The following is a 16,133-nucleotide window of genomic DNA, read 5'->3' as shown; positions in this document are numbered from 1 at the left end:
AGGACTCTTTAGCAGTAAAAATTATACTACTATAAATATATTTGTAGAAAATATAGTGTTTAGTGCTTAGAAAATTGTATACTATTGGGAGTAGATAAAGAAAGGTGAGCTGTTTAATGAATGTGAATGATACTTCTATTGAAAATAGTACGTGGGAGAGTATTATACAAAAAGTAAAAAATCCAATAGATCATTTTCAGCCTCCTATTGGTATGAAACTTTCGACTAAAAATCTGATTACCATCTTCAAACAGGCTGCTGAGGAACAATGGGAGAGTATAAACTTAACTGGTGCTGGTATTAATGAAATACCAAAAGAAATTGGGGAAATTAAATCACTGAAGAGTCTATCTATTAGCAGTTTCGGATTTTTTCCAGATGGATTAAACAATACACTTAAAGTGTTACCTGATGAAATATGTGAACTTGTTAATCTGGAAAGTATAGATATTTCAGGAAACCCTATTTGTAGCTTTCCTTCGAGATTTGATAAACTGTCTGGGTTAAAATACATTGATTTACATTCTACAGCATTCGATTCTTTTCCCGAGGAGATTTTATGCTTTGAACACCTAGAAGAATTAAATATAGGTTGGTGTAATATAAAGGGTTTCCCCGCTAGATTAAGGAAGTTGGAAAAATTATCAGCAATATATTTTCATAGTACTGATATTGATGAATTTCCCGAGGTGATTTTAGACCTTACTAATTTAAAGGAGTTGAGTATTTCTCCAAAAATAAAACAACTCCCTCCAGATATATCCAAACTATGTAATCTAACTTCTCTAATACTTACTAAATCTCAAATAACAGAGTTGCCTGAACAAATAGGTACGCTTACAAAATTGGAGCGAATTTACCTCACTGAAAGTAAGATACAGAGCTTCCCAAAGACTATTAAAAATCTTATTAACATAAAGAAGCTTGATATTAAGGGAACAATATTCGAAGATATCATACCCCCAGAAATATTAAACCAACCTGCTTTTGACGTTGTAAACTATATCATAAGATATCAAGAAGATCCGAACAAATTAAAATTGAATGAATCTAAGATGCTTATTGTTGGTCAAGGAGGAGTAGGGAAAAGTTCTTTGTTACGTCGATTGATATATAACAGCTTTAGCATGTCAGAAGTAATTGAATCTACTGAGGGTATTGATATTGAACAATGGAACTTTCCTATTGATGGTCAGGACTACAAATTGAATGTATGGGATTTCGGTGGACAGGAGATCTATCATTCAACTCACCAGTTCTTTTTGACAAATAGATCAATGTATATACTAGTTTGGGATGCAAGACAAGAAGATGAATATGGGCGTATCGATTACTGGCTCAATACAGTTGAATCATTTGCTGGAGAAAGCCCAATCTTACTGGTAATCAACAAATGTGATGAACGTAAGAATATTAAACAAGTAGATCTAAAAAGCCTACAAGATAAATATCCTCAAATTGTTGATGCTTATAAAGTAAGTTGCAGTAGCGGAATAGGTATATATGATTTAGAGAAAACAATTAAAGAAGAGTCGGTTAAACTTCCTTTAACGAATATAGTTTGGTTATCATCTTGGATCAAGATCCGCAAACATCTTGAAGAATTGTCAAATTCACAGGATCTAATAACATACGCAGAATACCAAAAAATATGCTATCAGTATGACGTCAAAGAAAGTGAAGCAAAAAGTTTAAGTCAGTATTTGCACGACTTAGGAATTATACTGCACTTCCAAACCGATGTTTTACTAAAGGATTATGTTATCTTAAGTCCTGATTGGGGAACAGATGCTGTTTATAAAGTATTAGATGCTGAGGATGATTTATTACAAGATCGTAATGGAATGTTGTACATAGACGACCTCCCAGAAATATGGAAAAACAAAAACATTTATCCAGAGGATAGATACTCACTCATTCTAAGGCTAATGGAGAATTTCCAACTATCTTTTGAAGTAGAAAGAAATAAGACATTCCTTATTCCTGAACTAATGGAAAATGAAGAGATTCAGTTAAAAGAGATTGAGTTTAGTGATGAAACTTGCCTTACCTTTCAATACGAATACGAATTTCTTCCTGCTGGTGTGATGACTCGATTCATTGTAAAAGCTCACAATTATCTACTTAATGATAGTGAAGGTAATAGGCTATGTTGGAAGAAGGGGGCCTATTTAAATTACAATGGTTCTGTTGGAAAGATTAGATTATTCGATAATGTCTCAAATAAACGAATCGAAGTTCATATTTCGGGTACGAACAAAAGACAAAATCGAGAATTACTTCTACGCATACGCTCATTTTTCGATGAAATTCATAAAAGCATCAAAAAATTGAAATTAATTGAAAAGATTCAATGTAATTGTGATGTTGATTGTGATCATAAATTTGATTATAAAATGCTACTAAGGTATGAAGAACATGGACACGAAGAGGCGGTATGTGATAAATCAATGTTAAGGGTGTCAGTTTCTAATCTTCTGGATGGAATTGAATCATTTACAAATAGACAAAAAGAAAGAGAGTTATTTATGGATAAAACACCTCACATTATATTAAATAACACAATTAATAATGAAAACCACAACAATAATAACAGCAACAGCGAGTCTAAAAATATTAATACTAATAAGAATACTACAACAATTACTATAGAAATTAAGAACGTTATTGACGCTCTACAGGGTGATTTACTTGATATGAAGGAAGAGGTAACCGCTAAGGAGCCAGAATTAGCTAATGAATTCGATAAATTAGAGAAAGGGATAACTCAGTTAAATAGTGCAATGTCCAAGGAAGAAATTATCAGGTCAGGAGGACTTAAAAAGTTTAATCGTTTTATGCAAGAAGTACAAGATGAAGAGTCGCTACTTGGAAAAACTATAAAAAACATTAAGTATGGCACATCAATTGCTCAGGATATAGCAGACAAATATAATTCAATTGCTGAGTGGTGCGGTCTCCCTGTTGTACCTAAACTATTTTTGAATAAAAATAAGAATGGTGATAGTAACTAAGTCAAATGAATTACAAAGATAGAATTCGCAGTTGAAATAAGGGGGATGGATGAGGGAATTCCCATGGTTGGTAACGGCCGGTTGACAGGGTGTAGCAAGTATTCCTATTTATTTATCGGAACTGCGTCTGCAATGCTTCATTAATTAACAGCACTATCAGACGAGGATTTTTATTAGTAGATTAGAGACTATCAGGCTTGAGTAATGAGCTAAAGTAGCTTCAAAGCTAAGAGATAGGGAAAATGATTAGCCCTGTTATATTAAGCTCTAACCACAACCATGGGTAGACTCGAATGAGATAGAGAGCCCTGCCCATTAGGATACAATGGTACATATAGACATGCGAATTTTGCATGTCTGTTTTGTGTGTGCGCAATAACCTGTGATGATTGAATCATTCAGTATTTAATTCAATAACTTACATTTTATCCTTTAAAATCAATGCAGTTCTCCTTATCATCACATCGTCTTCTTTTCTGTCCATCACTCTCCTCTCCTCTCTCACTCTAGGTACCCAAGTGACTCGGGTCTCTCACCCACACGCATCACTTCCCGCTCGCTCTGCGATTGTCTGCTTCGGCGATATGCACTTGGTGACATGCCATTCAGTTTATTGAAGATGCGATTGAATTGAGAAAAGCTGGCGAAGCCGCACTGTGCCGCAATATCAGTGATTTTTTGGTTAGAGTTTAGGAGCATTTGTTGGGCGTTGCGAATTCGGGTCATCTGAATATACTCGGTAAATGTAAAGCCTGTGACTCTGTTGAATTGACGGGATAGATGATGGGCACTCACGAAAAACCGTTTGGAGATCTCCTCAAGGGACAACTCGTTCTGATAATGGCTGTGAATATACGATGCAATGGCATACATCCGCTGCGACATAGACGAACCTGTCTCTTCACGAACGTAGCTATTCTCCGCTGAGTATCGATGGATTGTACAGAGAAACTCAACGAATTTACTATGAATTGCAACCGAATGAATTACGGAGGGATTTTGTGATAGAGCAAAGATTTCGTTTAAAGGAGCTAATACCGCCTGACGCCGTTCTTCTGTAAATCGGAATATCGGGATTGGTTCATCAAAGATCGAAAACAGTTCTGTGTAACCGTTCTCAAGACCGGTTGTATTGCGTGGCATGGCAAAGGTAATCATCAACCGTTTGGGTGGCACTCCCTTGGGATATTGCGTTTTATGTAGTAAGGAAGGCCGCAGCAGAACGATATCATACGGCTGAATCTCGTACAAACTGCCTTCAATGATATGTGCAGCCGTGCGATCCAGAAGAATACAGATCTCATAGAAATCGTGGAAATGCTGAAACTCCATATTCAGTTCGTGGGAGCGTTCATCATAATCCAGATGATAAAAAAGTGAATCTCCAGGCTCGTTCACATGGATCGCATATCCCTGCTCGTATGCCAAAACCGATGGTGTCATGGACATGCCCCCTATCCCGATTCTAATGAGTTTATTTTAGCATGAAATGCAATAAAAAGACGTTATTTTCAGCATACAATACATAGTTTCGCCCATTTCTCTTTTGGTATGATAAAGTTGATATGTTAGCGCTTGCATTATTTTCGTTCCAACAACGGCTACAGCCTGTACTTACTACAAACCAAGGTGGGAAACCAACATGAAAATGAATTCCTTGTATACTCGAATCCATACCATTGTGAAACACTTGGAACGTGCACGACTGACCTCAAAGACATATATACCGGAGCTTTATCATAAAGAGAGTGGTTACCACTCCTGGGAACTGGTTCATGAGGACCCTTCCTCTTGGAACGTGTTTCGTAAGGGTGATGGTTGGGGTGGTAAAGATGTACACAGCTGCTTCAAAACCAAGATTCGCATCCCGGATCATATGGAAGGAAAAAAAGTCGTTTGTACCATCGTCACTGGTGCTGATGACATCTGGAACTATGATAACCCGCAATTTCTGGCATTCCTCAATGGGGAACTGATCTGCGGTCTGGACGTGAACCATACGGAAATCGACCTGACACCTGCTGCGGTAAAAGGTGAAGAATTCGAACTGGCACTATATGCGTACTGTAGTACTTCGGCAGCGGATGTCTTTCTCAATGTATATATAGCTGAGCATCATCAGCCTGTCACGGATTTATATTACGATCTTAAGGCTGCACTCGATGCCGCGGATCTACTGCGTGAGGATGACCTGGAGCGGTTGAAGCTGATTGAACATCTGAATCGGGCGGTAAATCTACTGGATTTGCGTCAGGAAAATAGTACTGCTTTTCATGCATCGGTGCTGGAAGCCCGCCTATATATGCAAAAACATATCTACGGTGAAACTCGCCCTGCGGGTGACCACATCCCCACCGTTCACTGCATCGGTCATACCCATATTGATGTGGCATGGCTATGGACACTGGACCAAACTCGGGAGAAGGTCATTCGGAGCTTCGCGAGTGTACTCTACTTGATGGATAAGTTCCCGGAGTATACTTTCATGTCCTCGCAACCGCAGTTATATGCGTACCTGAAAGCAGACTACCCGTCTCTCTATGAGAAAATCAAGGAAAAGGTAGCCGAAGGACGCTGGGAAGCGGAAGGTTCAATGTGGCTGGAAGCCGACTGCAACCTGATTTCGGGTGAATCCATGATCCGTCAGATTATCTACGGCAAACGTTTCTTCAAGGAAGAATTCGGTGTGGAGAACCGTGTGCTCTGGCTGCCGGATGTATTTGGTTATAGTGCAGCGATGCCGCAGATTATGCGCAAGAGCGGCATTGATTATTTTATGACAACCAAAATTGCCTGGAACGATACGAACCAGATTCCGAACGACACGATGTACTGGAGAGGCATTGACGGTTCTGAAGTTTTAACCCATTTCATCACAGCGACAGACTATGACAAGCATCCGGATTTCAGGCAACGGCGTTTCGAAACGACCTACAATGGACGATTCAATGCATCCCAAGTCAAAGGCACATGGCAGCGATACCAGAACAAAAACATCAATGCAGATGTGTTACAGTGCTACGGCTTCGGCGACGGAGGAGGCGGTCCAACGGAGGAGATGCTGGAGCATGGCAGACGGCTTGAAAAAGGATTACCAGGCGTACCGGACGTGAAACGTACTTTTGTACGCGAGTTCTTCGAGAAGCTGGAACAGAATCTGGACGATGTTCGTTCCGTTCCGCGCTGGTCAGGAGAGCTATATCTGGAATACCACCGGGGGACTTACACGTCCATGGCTCGCAACAAACGGTATAATCGTCATAGTGAATTTGCACTGGCGGATGCCGAGCTGTATGCCATGATTCATCGTCAGGCGAATGCACAGGCGGTCTACCCGACCGATGCACTGGAGCATGCTTGGAAGCTGACGATGCTGAACCAGTTCCATGATATTCTTCCCGGTAGCTCCATTGAGCAGGTCTATGTGGATTCCAAAGAGCAATATGAAGAGGTCATTCATGTCACGGATGAACTGAAGAACAGCGCGCTGAACGGCATTGCGAGCCGAATTACATCTGATGGCGAAGCCATTGTTGTATTCAACACGACCGGATTCGAGCGGACGGATGTGGTTGAACTGCCTTCTTTTGCGAAAAAAGTGACGGTCTATGATGGTGATCGGCCTGTAGCGAGCCAGCGTACTCCCGAAGGCGGACTCGTGTTCCTTGCAGAGAACGTGCCTGCATCTGGATATAAGTCCTTCCGAATCACACCGGATCTGACAGACGAGCTTATCGCGGGCGTATCGGTTGCACAGTGGGAATCGGAACAACGTCTCATCCATACACCTTGGTATGATATCCACCTGAATGAATCTGCCGAGTTCATAGCGGTTTGGGACAAGCTGGAAGGCCGTGAGCTGCTTCAGTCTGGCAAGCGCGGTAACGTGCTGCAAGTGTTCGAGGATCGACCTGCGGAATACGAAGCGTGGAACATTGACGATTATTATGAACAGCATATGTGGGAGATTAACGACCTACAGTCGCTGGAGTGGGTTGAAAGCGGGCCTGTGCGTTCCGTGTTGCAAGTGAAGCGACAGTTCTTAGACTCTGTCATTGAACAGACGATCATCTTCTACGCGAACACGCGCCGGATTGATTTCCGTACATTTGTGGACTGGAAGCAGGAGCATCTGTTGTTGAAAGCCGCTTTCCCGCTAGATATCTGGAGTGAAAAAGCGGTCTATGAAATCCAGTACGGCAACGTGGAGCGTGCTACCCACCGTAATACAAGCTGGGATCAAGCTCGGTTTGAAGTATGCGGACAGAAGTGGGCCGATCTGGCGGAGAACGGGTACGGCGCTGCTCTGTTGAACGACTGCAAATACGGATATGATATTCATAACTCCGTGATGCGTCTGTCGCTGATCAAGAGCGCTACGTATCCCAATGAGAACGCCGACAAAGAACAGCATGTCTTCACATACTCCCTCTATCCGCACAAAGGAGACTTCCGTGAGGGACGTGTCATCCAAGCTGCTTACGATATCAATCGTCCTTTGGTTGCTCGTGAGATTGCATCGCAAACCGGAACGTTGCCTGGGGTGTGGTCACTCGCATCGGTTGATCAGGAGAATGTCGTGTTAGAGGTTATCAAAAAAGCCGAGAACAACAATGATATGATCATCCGGGTCTACGAAGCACATGGCCGCCGCTGTCGGGCTTCCCTTCAATTCGCTGGGGGGTCAGGTGATAAAGCATATGCCTGTGATCTGTTGGAAAATAACGAGGCAGAATGCATCGTGGACAACGGCCGAATTTCTTTTGATATCAAACCGTATGAGATTCTAACCTTCCGGATTCCGAGAGCGTAGCGGGCACATACGGGTAAGTATGTAGCATAGCCGTTCATATTATGGGTGCTTCTTGTCATTACTGACAAGGGCACTCTTTTTCTTTGTGACTATATAAGTTCAACTAAAAATTATTCACACTGATACTACGATGACAGAACATCCTTCCAATCGCTGTTACCCCCAGATTTTTTGATTATTTCTCAAGGGGGAATCTGGGGATAAAGGCGCACGCTTCGCTTTTTCAGGATTTTTCTGTCCTCTCCGTTACCGTGTAAATCATTAATTAAACTAATATATCCTCTTTCCCTAGAAATACAAAACACCCCCGGAATAACATCGGTAGAGCCAGCAGGCTGTGCCATGTTTATTCACAGGGGTTTCTGATCACAGATGATAGATTATACAGCAACCCAACTTAGCCAGTGGATATGTCATCCTTAAAATTCTTCGTACTCACTCGGGTCCTGATCCCACAATCGTCCATCTGGACGGCTGAATGAAGAGATAACCTCCATCTCCTGCGCAGTCAGCTCAAAGTCGAAAATATCGATATTTTCTTGCTGATGCTGAAGCGAGCTGGCTTTCGGAATTGGAATAGAGCCTAGCTGGATATGCCAGCGCAAGATGATTTGGGTAGGTGTTTTCCCATGAGTTTCCGCGACGCGGAGGATTTTTTCGTCTTTGACGATATCCTGCACGGCATCATTGCCACGTCCGATTGGACTCCAGGACTCGTTCACAATGCCATGTTTCTTATCCTGTTCCCGCTGATCGGCTTGGTCAAAAAACGGATGCAGCTCAATCTGATTCAGACTCGGTGCTACCCCCGTCTCCTTAATGAGGCGTTCATTGTGCTCGGGCAGGAAATTGCTCACTCCGATGGATCGGATATATCCGCGTTTTTTCGCTTCAATTAGAGCCTGCCATGCCTCCACATACACATCCTTTTTGGGATTAGGCCAGTGAATCAGGTAGAGGTCGTAATAATCCAGGTCGGCTCTATACAGGGATTCCTGGATTGCCACAAGTGCTTTATCATGAGTGTGATAGCGCCCTGGTAGCTTCGAGGAAATCAACAGCTCTTCTCTGGCGACGGAGCTCTGCTTGATTGCTTTGCCCACTGTTGCCTCATTCTCATAGTTATATGCCGTATCAATTAATCGATAACCCGCATCCATCGCAGATGCGATCGATTTAACGCCTTCTTCACCTTTTAAACTATAGGTACCAAATCCAATTGCGGGTACTTTCAAGCCATCGTTCAATGTATATTCCGGAATGTGATGCTTCATGTGAGAACTCTCCTTTGCCAAAAGGTTGGATTTTCGATCCGAGATTAGACTGTTAGAAATTGATCATCCTCTCGTTATTCTACCCCTCCCAGTGGGCTTGAATCAATTTGGCATAAGAGAGACCACAGGGTATTGGACGTTCTAGTTCTTGTTTCCGACCAGTATATCAACAATGATGTCCAGCTGCTGCTCTACCGAAATGGGGTCACTGAGCAGAAACTCGTCAAAATCAATATTGTAGACCTTATTCGCTTTCCCTGCTGGCGATTGCTCAATCAGTTTCTGTACATCCTTGAGTTTATCCTCCGCCCCGTCATTCACAGCAAGGAATAACCGGTCACCAATAAAGTCAGGTATTACCTCAGAAGAAATTTCCCACGTCTCACCTTTGATCACGTCTGTCTCTACCTTGGCGGTTGGCTTCAACCCGAGATACTTGTAGATGATATTGCCTCCCATATTGGTATCCCCGTATACAAAAAGTGCATCTGGACGCACGTTTAGTATGGAGAACGTCTCATCGACACCTACATAAGGGCTAATTTTCTCTTTGTACTCCGTGATTTTGGCCTTGAATTTCTCGTTCCATAACCGCGCTTCTTCTTGCTTCCCAAGAATATCACCAAACATCTCCACATCTTTAATCGGGTCGTTGTACTGCTCGACAACAATGGTTGGAGCGATCTGACTCAGTGCATCATACCCGCCTTCCACAGCCTCCGCAAATGTTGCCGTTGTCACGATCAGATCTGGCTCCAGTGACAGAATTTTCTCGGCATCTGGCGGAACACCCACATCTGAAATACCGGAAGTATCACTTATGAGTGGATTATTTAAAATAAATGTCGTTGTGCCAACCGGCTTCACCCCAAGCGCCATCATCTCACCCATGTGATAGAAGCTGACGATTCGCTGTGGATTGACAGGGATCTCGGTTTCGCCTTTCAAATGTTTATACATCCGCGTTTCCGCAGCTGCGCTGTCTGTAGTTACAGCAGTATTCGTATCTGATGAAGCTGGCTGGGAAGCCGTTGCTCCTGGAGTACTGCTTGTCTGGCATGCACTTAGAAGCAAGGATGTACATAATAACATCATCGCTCCAAAGGCCGGTCGTGAAAATCTAAACATGGATGTTTCCCCTTCCCCAATCCGTTGATAATAAGTCTCATTCTCATTATGAGAATCGGAGTCAGGGGTTACAATAGACGATTCTAACCCGCGTAATGGATTATACTGAACCTGAATCTGTTGCCGATGTTCCGCACGAAACTGAAGTGGCGATAATCCGGTATGCTTTTTGAACAAGCGACTGAAATAATACACATCTGCATAACCTACGTTGCTCGCGATTTCCTGGATACGAGCCTCAGATCTTAGAAGGTAATTCTTTGATCTGTGAACGCGCACATGAATGAGATATTCAATGGGTCCTAGTCCAATCTGGTTTTTGAACAAACGGGATAAATAGCTGGCGCTGCAATGGTATCTCTTAGCTAGTTCCTCGGCTGTAATAGGCTCGCTATAGTGATCGTGAATATAGAGGATTGCCTCAGTGACGATGTTGGGCCTGACGCTTTCCTTTTTGGTCGATGTCTGGATCTGTTGCTGCATAATCTCGTACACCAATGGAAGAAAGATCGACTGCGCCTGTAGTTTGTCTATAGGAGTGGGCTCTTGCCACAAACGGTTCATAGCTTCACACTTTTCCTAGACAGGGAGTACTGCATACGGAGCAAACGCATACGTCATCTGGAAGCTCTCCCAATCTTCAGGCGATGCACACTCTGCTGTATATAAAATCAGATAGCAGGCAAAGTCCTGATCCAGCGGCACAATACTCAGCTCAGAATCTGCTCCCCCATGTAATATGTAAGGTGAACGGGTCTGGTAGACCTTGCCCGATATACTTACCCTAGCCTCTCCATGAGTAGTGATCAAGAAAAAGTTGGTATGCGCCGCATAATGATAAGGAACCGTTCCATGCTCTGCACGATAATGCCGAATATCCAGCAATCTAACGGCAGTTCGGCTCCACCGTTCGATATGGGCTTCCCAATCCATTCACGTTCCCCCTACTTCATCGTTCTTAAAATATGCCTATTATATCACAGACAAAAAGCCATCAACCCAGATGGGTTAACGGCTTATGAATTGAAAAAAAACCTAATACTCTCGTGCAAATTGTTTATCCTCTTTCAGTTGCACAATATCATGCCCGGTTGGATTCTGGAATGCACGCAGCCCAAAGGTTTGCGCAACCGCAAAAATGTGGTCAAAGATATCTGCTTGCACATTCTCATACACACCCCAGTTAATATCATTGCTGAATGCGTAGATTTCAAGGGGTAGTCCGCGATCTTCCGGTGCTAGTTGTCTCACAATCATCGTCATATCTTTATTGATTTTCGGATGATTTCTCAAATACTGATGGATATATTCTCGGAATACTCCCACATTGGTGAGCTGTCTTCCATTCACATTGCTTTCCGTATTCACCTGGTGCTCCATGTTGTATGCTTGAATTTCCTTCAATTTGGCTGAGACATAATCGTTCAGATAATGAATCTTCTCAAATTCCGCGACCATTTCCTCGGTACAAAAACGGATACTGCTGATATCGATATAGACACTTCGCTTAATACGTCTGCCACCAGAGACCTGCATGCCTCTCCAGTTCCGGAACGAGTCCGAAATGAGGGCGTAGCTTGGAATCATCGTAATGGTTTTATCAAAATTCATCACTTTCACTGTGTTCAATGTAATATCGATGACGTCGCCGTCCGCATTATACTTTGGCATCTCGATCCAGTCACCGACGCGTACCATATCATTCGAAGATAGTTGAACGCCGGCTACCAGACCTAATATGGAATCCTTGAAAACCAGCATAAGTACAGCCGATAACGCACCAAGTCCACTTAGAATGATCAACGGATTCTGTCCGATCATGTTCGAGATGACGATAATCCCACCTATAATGAACAGGAAGATTTTAGCGACCTGAATGTAACTCTTAATTGGTCGAATCTTGGAGACTTCATAGGAACGATAGATATCATCGAAGACATTCAACAGTGCGTTGAGTACCGTAATCATGATAACGATCATGTACGTCATCGCAGCCTTTTCAATCAGGGCCTGATAGGGTGGAAAAATATAAGCAGAATAATAGATGATAATCGCCGGCACGAGATGCGACAGTTTATGGAATAATTTTTTCTCCACAATGATGTTGCCCCACTTGTACCGATTGTTGTTAACGATGTGGTTAATCGTCTTCAGCACAATCTTTTTGGCTATAAAATTCGCCACCACCGAGATCACCGCTATAAAAATAACCATAATTATATTCGAAAGATATCCAATGGATGGCTCACTCATGCCCATTCCCTCTAGTTGATTTCTGATAAAGTCCATTGTTTCCTCCTAACGCAGTCTAGTTTAGCCTATTATTATAAAGTAGATTAGGGTGGTAAGCAAAGTTTGTGCTTCCGCTCCGTTCTTCCTTTGCATTATATATATTAAAAAAAGACCCTTTCATTCAAAGAATGATGGGCCCACTTGATTATGTCGTCTTTTCATCATGCTCACGAGAAATGTCCAGCAACTCACTTACTGTCACCAAACGGTACCCATCCGCGACCAGCTCATCCACCAACACACGAACCGCCTCCGCCGTCTGGGAACGATCCCCGTATCCGTCATGGAATATGAGCACGCTGCCGGGTTTCACCGCAGACCGGGTATGCTCCAGAATGTGCTCAACGCCGGGATTGTCCCAATCTCTCGCATCACCGTTGACCGCACTAATCGTGCGATATCCGCTCTCCGCCGCCAGAGACAGTATATCATCATTTACTCCAAAATAGGGCGGTCGGAAGCTGCGGGCAGGTTGCCCCGTGACTTCTTGGACAAGATTTTCTGCGCGTTGCAGCTCCTCCCTGGCTTCCTCCAGCGTCAACTTGGTCAGGTTCGGATGCGTGTACGTATGGTTGGCGATCTCATGCCCTTCCCGGTGCACCTCTGCCGCAATCTCCGGGTGAGCCTCCATCTCTTGGCCAATCATGAAAAACGTTGCCTGCCCACCCGCACGGCGGAATATCTCAAGCACTTGAGGTGTGTACACCGGATGCGGCCCATCATCAAACGTGAACGCCACAACCTTTTCCCGAACAGACTCCTGCTCTACCATCGCGATATTGACCATAAATAATGACCCCTCTCTGCAATTGACTGGCTACATCCCCCTTATTATTCCATGTCTATACGCCGCGGTCTAGTCAAGAAATCACAACTTCACCTGCTCTCTAATCTAACCTTTGATCGCACCTGCGATCATGCTCTTCTGTCTGGAGGCATACTTATTAAAATTTGCAATGAGTCACATAAACAAGCCACTCAGTCACTACTGTTTTTTCGAGTATTCCTCAAACTAACTCCCCCTGTATCTCTTACTATTCAAAACGGCACCTGTCCAAAAGTTTAGTAGATGTAGAATTTCAGAACGAGAACATTCTAAATGTAGTAGCTAGTGGTTTAATAAGCCTATCATTCTTGAAATTCAGGGGCATTAGAGCAGCAAAAGGTTGAACTGGAAACGAAGTTGTTAGAAGCCCATTAGGTAAAAGAAAAAGCAGTCATTACAGAAGAATATCTGCAACAACTGCTTTCTGACTTAAGGACCACATCTCTAGACGTAACCTTCTTGAAATCAAGAAGGTGATTGGTAATTACGAAGAAAAGGTACTCGTATACAAGGAAAATATGGAGTCACGTCATCTTTAAGCTACAAGTTGTGGATTTGAGGTGAGGGAAGTCGAACCCCTTTCCGAAGATAACGACACATAAGCTTCTACGGGGGTAGTCACAGTTTTAACGATTCAATATTGAATAAATCATACTAGCGACAATACCAGAACCTACACCAGTAGAGAAATCATAGAAAAGTTGAGAGGCTCTAGACCTTATCTTCTCTAAAACTAATTTAGAATTACCTTGTTTTGATATCATTTTAATTTCTTGAATATCAATAAGTAACCTTTCCTGTCTTCCATCCCTATCCAATGTATTTAATAATTTTTCTTCAATATCATTGAGTTCTTTAACGATTTGATTTAGCTCATCCTCACTAACGTTTACATTCATTATGTAATTGTTATTATCTGATCTTGAATTGTCCCCAACCAATCCAATTTGGCTGTTATTTATTTCATACTTCCCCATCACTGTCCCTCCTTTATTATCTTAAAATTAAAACGAGTTAGTCGATGAAGAATTATCCCCAACAGACCCAATCTGACTATCACGAATTTCATATATAGTTTTTTTCCCAGCCCCCTTACTTTTCAATATACCGTCAATGAAATCATTTGTTGATTGTAAGCCGTCAGGGATAGATTTTTTATGGATCTCATTTTTCAAAAATTCAATCACATCGAATATTTCTTGGTGAGTCAAACCTTTTAAAACAATAATTTTAACATCTCCACCAAATCTCTCCCATACAAGCAATGCCGGGAACTTAGTGTTACTACCGTTCATGTAAACTAGTTTTTTAACTTTTTGATAGCACGAGGAATTATTCTTAATATCATCTTCAGTGTAATAGATGTCCATAGTATCACCTGTCATATGATGAATATCTTCTAAATACTCATCCAAAAAACGCGACATTTTACTATACCTTGGAAACAACAATATTCCATGTAACTTAGGAACATGCAATCGTTCAATCGAGAAGTTTTTTCCTTGCTCTTTATAAAACAATTGAAATACGCGAGATAAAACCTTCTTTTTTCTTAAAATTTTTAGCGAAATTCATTAAAACTTTTTTGTGTTCTTTACCATATTCATGACAAAAACTCTCAACACGTTTTAATAGAAGAGGCAGTGCTATATTGTTATTAATATCTAGTTTCGAATGCTCTAAGTAATGCATAAATTCTAATAAAATATGGTCTTTCCCCAATACTTCTTTGTATGAATGGAACACAGTGTTGTCATTATTCCATATAAAATTTTCAATTCTATCTGTAGACACCATATTTTTAAGGTTATTTCTTCTGTCATTAAAACTGAAGCTATGTACTTCACCTATTAAATAGTCATATCTATTTTTCTTATTTTGTATCCATAAAACATAATCTTGGAACAAACTGTATGTCAATGTATTACCTTGATATTTATCCAATTCTCTAGCTATATCCTCGCTGGCAAAACTAACTGATTGTTTGAACCACCATTCTAAACTTAAATTTTCTTTATAAGCAGTTGCCGCAATATCTAATAAAGTAGTATTTATTTGCTGGTAAACACCCACTTCTTTTAAATAATTCACAAACCCACTTAAGCAAGGCTGTAGACGAACTTGCTTGTCAATGCTCTCAGGAATTACATATCTTAAAGATGACTCACCTGAGCAAAAAATTCGAAATTGTTTTCCTAAATCCAACTCCTCAAAATCCCTAAACTCATACAAGGTATAATCCTGAAATAACTTTAAAAATAACCTAATTCCCCATTTTTTGGTATTTTCGTATAAATATTTTTCAATCCATATATCTGTCTCTTGCTCGTTTTCAAAAATATTTATATTAGCTTTTTTATTTACTAACCACTTATAGAATGCAATCTCTATGTAATAATTTAATTTTATCATTTACTCCTCCATAGCCATTACTAGATTGTTAGTTGCATGTCCAAGAACCTGTTACATTTCTCATGCTTAACATGAATTACTGCTAATACGAGCAATCCGAAACAGCATTTCTTTACGAGATAATTGTTATCAAAATGGAAAGTCTCTTTTCTTATCATATCCCAAAGATTGCTGGAGCACAAAATAAAATTAAGAAATGTGTCTAATTCTACAATTGAAAATTTGAGTTCCTGAGTTCATATAACTACATATCTTATACGGTCTAAGCATAAAAATTAATTTGATCAGCTCTTTTACAGGCTAATATCATAATTCTGATTAGCTTGTTTTTCTGTTAAGTTATTCATAATTTTTTTTGCAACAATAAACCTGCT

General features: G+C 41.4%; 11 protein-coding genes. 2 read left to right on the top strand and 9 right to left on the bottom strand.

Annotated elements, in window-relative coordinates; genetic code table 11:
- Positions 1-116 precede the first annotated feature (116 nt).
- Positions 117-3,014: a COR domain-containing protein gene (locus HF638_RS22400; RefSeq protein WP_169482131.1), complete on the top strand. Its 2,898-nt coding sequence runs from the start codon at positions 117-119 to the stop codon at positions 3,012-3,014.
- Positions 3,015-3,515: 501 nt separating this feature from the next.
- Here HF638_RS22400 and HF638_RS22395 read toward each other — a convergent pair.
- Complete coding sequence (locus tag HF638_RS22395; protein ID WP_169482130.1) at positions 3,516-4,457, bottom strand: AraC family transcriptional regulator; 942 nt, start codon at positions 4,455-4,457, stop codon at positions 3,516-3,518.
- Positions 4,458-4,656: 199 nt separating this feature from the next.
- Here HF638_RS22395 and HF638_RS22390 point away from each other — a divergent pair, with 199 nt between their 5' ends.
- Complete coding sequence (locus tag HF638_RS22390) at positions 4,657-7,827, top strand: alpha-mannosidase (RefSeq protein WP_169482129.1); 3,171 nt, start codon at positions 4,657-4,659, stop codon at positions 7,825-7,827.
- A 419-nt stretch (positions 7,828-8,246) separates the two neighbouring features.
- On the opposite strand, the gene HF638_RS22385 is transcribed toward HF638_RS22390, so the two are convergent.
- The 8 genes from HF638_RS22385 to HF638_RS22350 form a co-directional block, all read right to left on the bottom strand.
- Entirely contained in the window at positions 8,247-9,101 is an 855-nt protein-coding gene (locus HF638_RS22385; protein ID WP_169482128.1) for an aldo/keto reductase, read from the bottom strand.
- A gap of 141 nt (positions 9,102-9,242) precedes the next feature.
- Positions 9,243-10,793 (bottom strand): AraC family transcriptional regulator, encoded by a 1,551-nt coding sequence (locus HF638_RS22380; RefSeq protein WP_169482127.1) that lies wholly within the window; start codon positions 10,791-10,793, stop codon positions 9,243-9,245.
- Between the two features lie 15 nt (positions 10,794-10,808).
- Positions 10,809-11,162, bottom strand: a complete 354-nt coding sequence (locus tag HF638_RS22375) for a hypothetical protein (protein ID WP_169482126.1) — start codon at positions 11,160-11,162, stop codon at positions 10,809-10,811.
- 102 nt (positions 11,163-11,264) lie between these two features.
- Complete coding sequence (locus tag HF638_RS22370) at positions 11,265-12,518, bottom strand: mechanosensitive ion channel family protein (RefSeq protein WP_169482125.1); 1,254 nt, start codon at positions 12,516-12,518, stop codon at positions 11,265-11,267.
- Between the two features lie 148 nt (positions 12,519-12,666).
- Positions 12,667-13,308 carry a polysaccharide deacetylase family protein gene (locus HF638_RS22365; RefSeq protein ID WP_169482124.1) on the bottom strand — a complete coding sequence of 214 codons (642 nt, stop codon included), beginning with the start codon at positions 13,306-13,308 and terminating at the stop codon, positions 12,667-12,669.
- Positions 13,309-13,973: 665 nt separating this feature from the next.
- Positions 13,974-14,324 carry a hypothetical protein gene (locus HF638_RS22360; RefSeq protein WP_169482123.1) on the bottom strand — a complete coding sequence of 117 codons (351 nt, stop codon included), beginning with the start codon at positions 14,322-14,324 and terminating at the stop codon, positions 13,974-13,976.
- 27 nt (positions 14,325-14,351) lie between these two features.
- Positions 14,352-14,774 carry a hypothetical protein gene (locus tag HF638_RS22355; protein ID WP_169482122.1) on the bottom strand — a complete coding sequence of 141 codons (423 nt, stop codon included), beginning with the start codon at positions 14,772-14,774 and terminating at the stop codon, positions 14,352-14,354.
- Between the two features lie 82 nt (positions 14,775-14,856).
- Entirely contained in the window at positions 14,857-15,759 is a 903-nt protein-coding gene (locus tag HF638_RS22350; RefSeq protein WP_169482121.1) for a hypothetical protein, read from the bottom strand.
- Between the last annotated feature and the right edge of the window lie 374 nt (positions 15,760-16,133).

This window comes from Paenibacillus sp. SZ31 (genome assembly GCF_012912005.1).
Taxonomy (GTDB): domain Bacteria; phylum Bacillota; class Bacilli; order Paenibacillales; family Paenibacillaceae; genus Paenibacillus.
This window is presented reverse-complemented; position numbering and strand designations above follow the sequence as displayed.

Bases quoted from the DNA above. Each gene is read 5' to 3' on its own strand.
- HF638_RS22400 (WP_169482131.1), top strand. From the start codon at position 117: ATGAATGTGAATGATACTTCTATTGAAAATAGTACGTGGGAGAGTATT.
- HF638_RS22360 (WP_169482123.1), bottom strand. From the start codon at position 14,324: ATGGGGAAGTATGAAATAAATAACAGCCAAATTGGATTGGTTGGGGAC.
- HF638_RS22380 (WP_169482127.1), bottom strand. From the start codon at position 10,793: ATGAACCGTTTGTGGCAAGAGCCCACTCCTATAGACAAACTACAGGCG.
- HF638_RS22395 (WP_169482130.1), bottom strand. From the start codon at position 4,457: ATGACACCATCGGTTTTGGCATACGAGCAGGGATATGCGATCCATGTG.
- HF638_RS22355 (WP_169482122.1), bottom strand. From the start codon at position 14,774: ATGTCGCGTTTTTTGGATGAGTATTTAGAAGATATTCATCATATGACA.
- HF638_RS22370 (WP_169482125.1), bottom strand. From the start codon at position 12,518: ATGGACTTTATCAGAAATCAACTAGAGGGAATGGGCATGAGTGAGCCA.
- HF638_RS22390 (WP_169482129.1), top strand. From the start codon at position 4,657: ATGAAAATGAATTCCTTGTATACTCGAATCCATACCATTGTGAAACAC.
- HF638_RS22350 (WP_169482121.1), bottom strand. From the start codon at position 15,759: ATGATAAAATTAAATTATTACATAGAGATTGCATTCTATAAGTGGTTA.
- HF638_RS22375 (WP_169482126.1), bottom strand. From the start codon at position 11,162: ATGGATTGGGAAGCCCATATCGAACGGTGGAGCCGAACTGCCGTTAGA.
- HF638_RS22385 (WP_169482128.1), bottom strand. From the start codon at position 9,101: ATGAAGCATCACATTCCGGAATATACATTGAACGATGGCTTGAAAGTA.
- HF638_RS22365 (WP_169482124.1), bottom strand. From the start codon at position 13,308: ATGGTCAATATCGCGATGGTAGAGCAGGAGTCTGTTCGGGAAAAGGTT.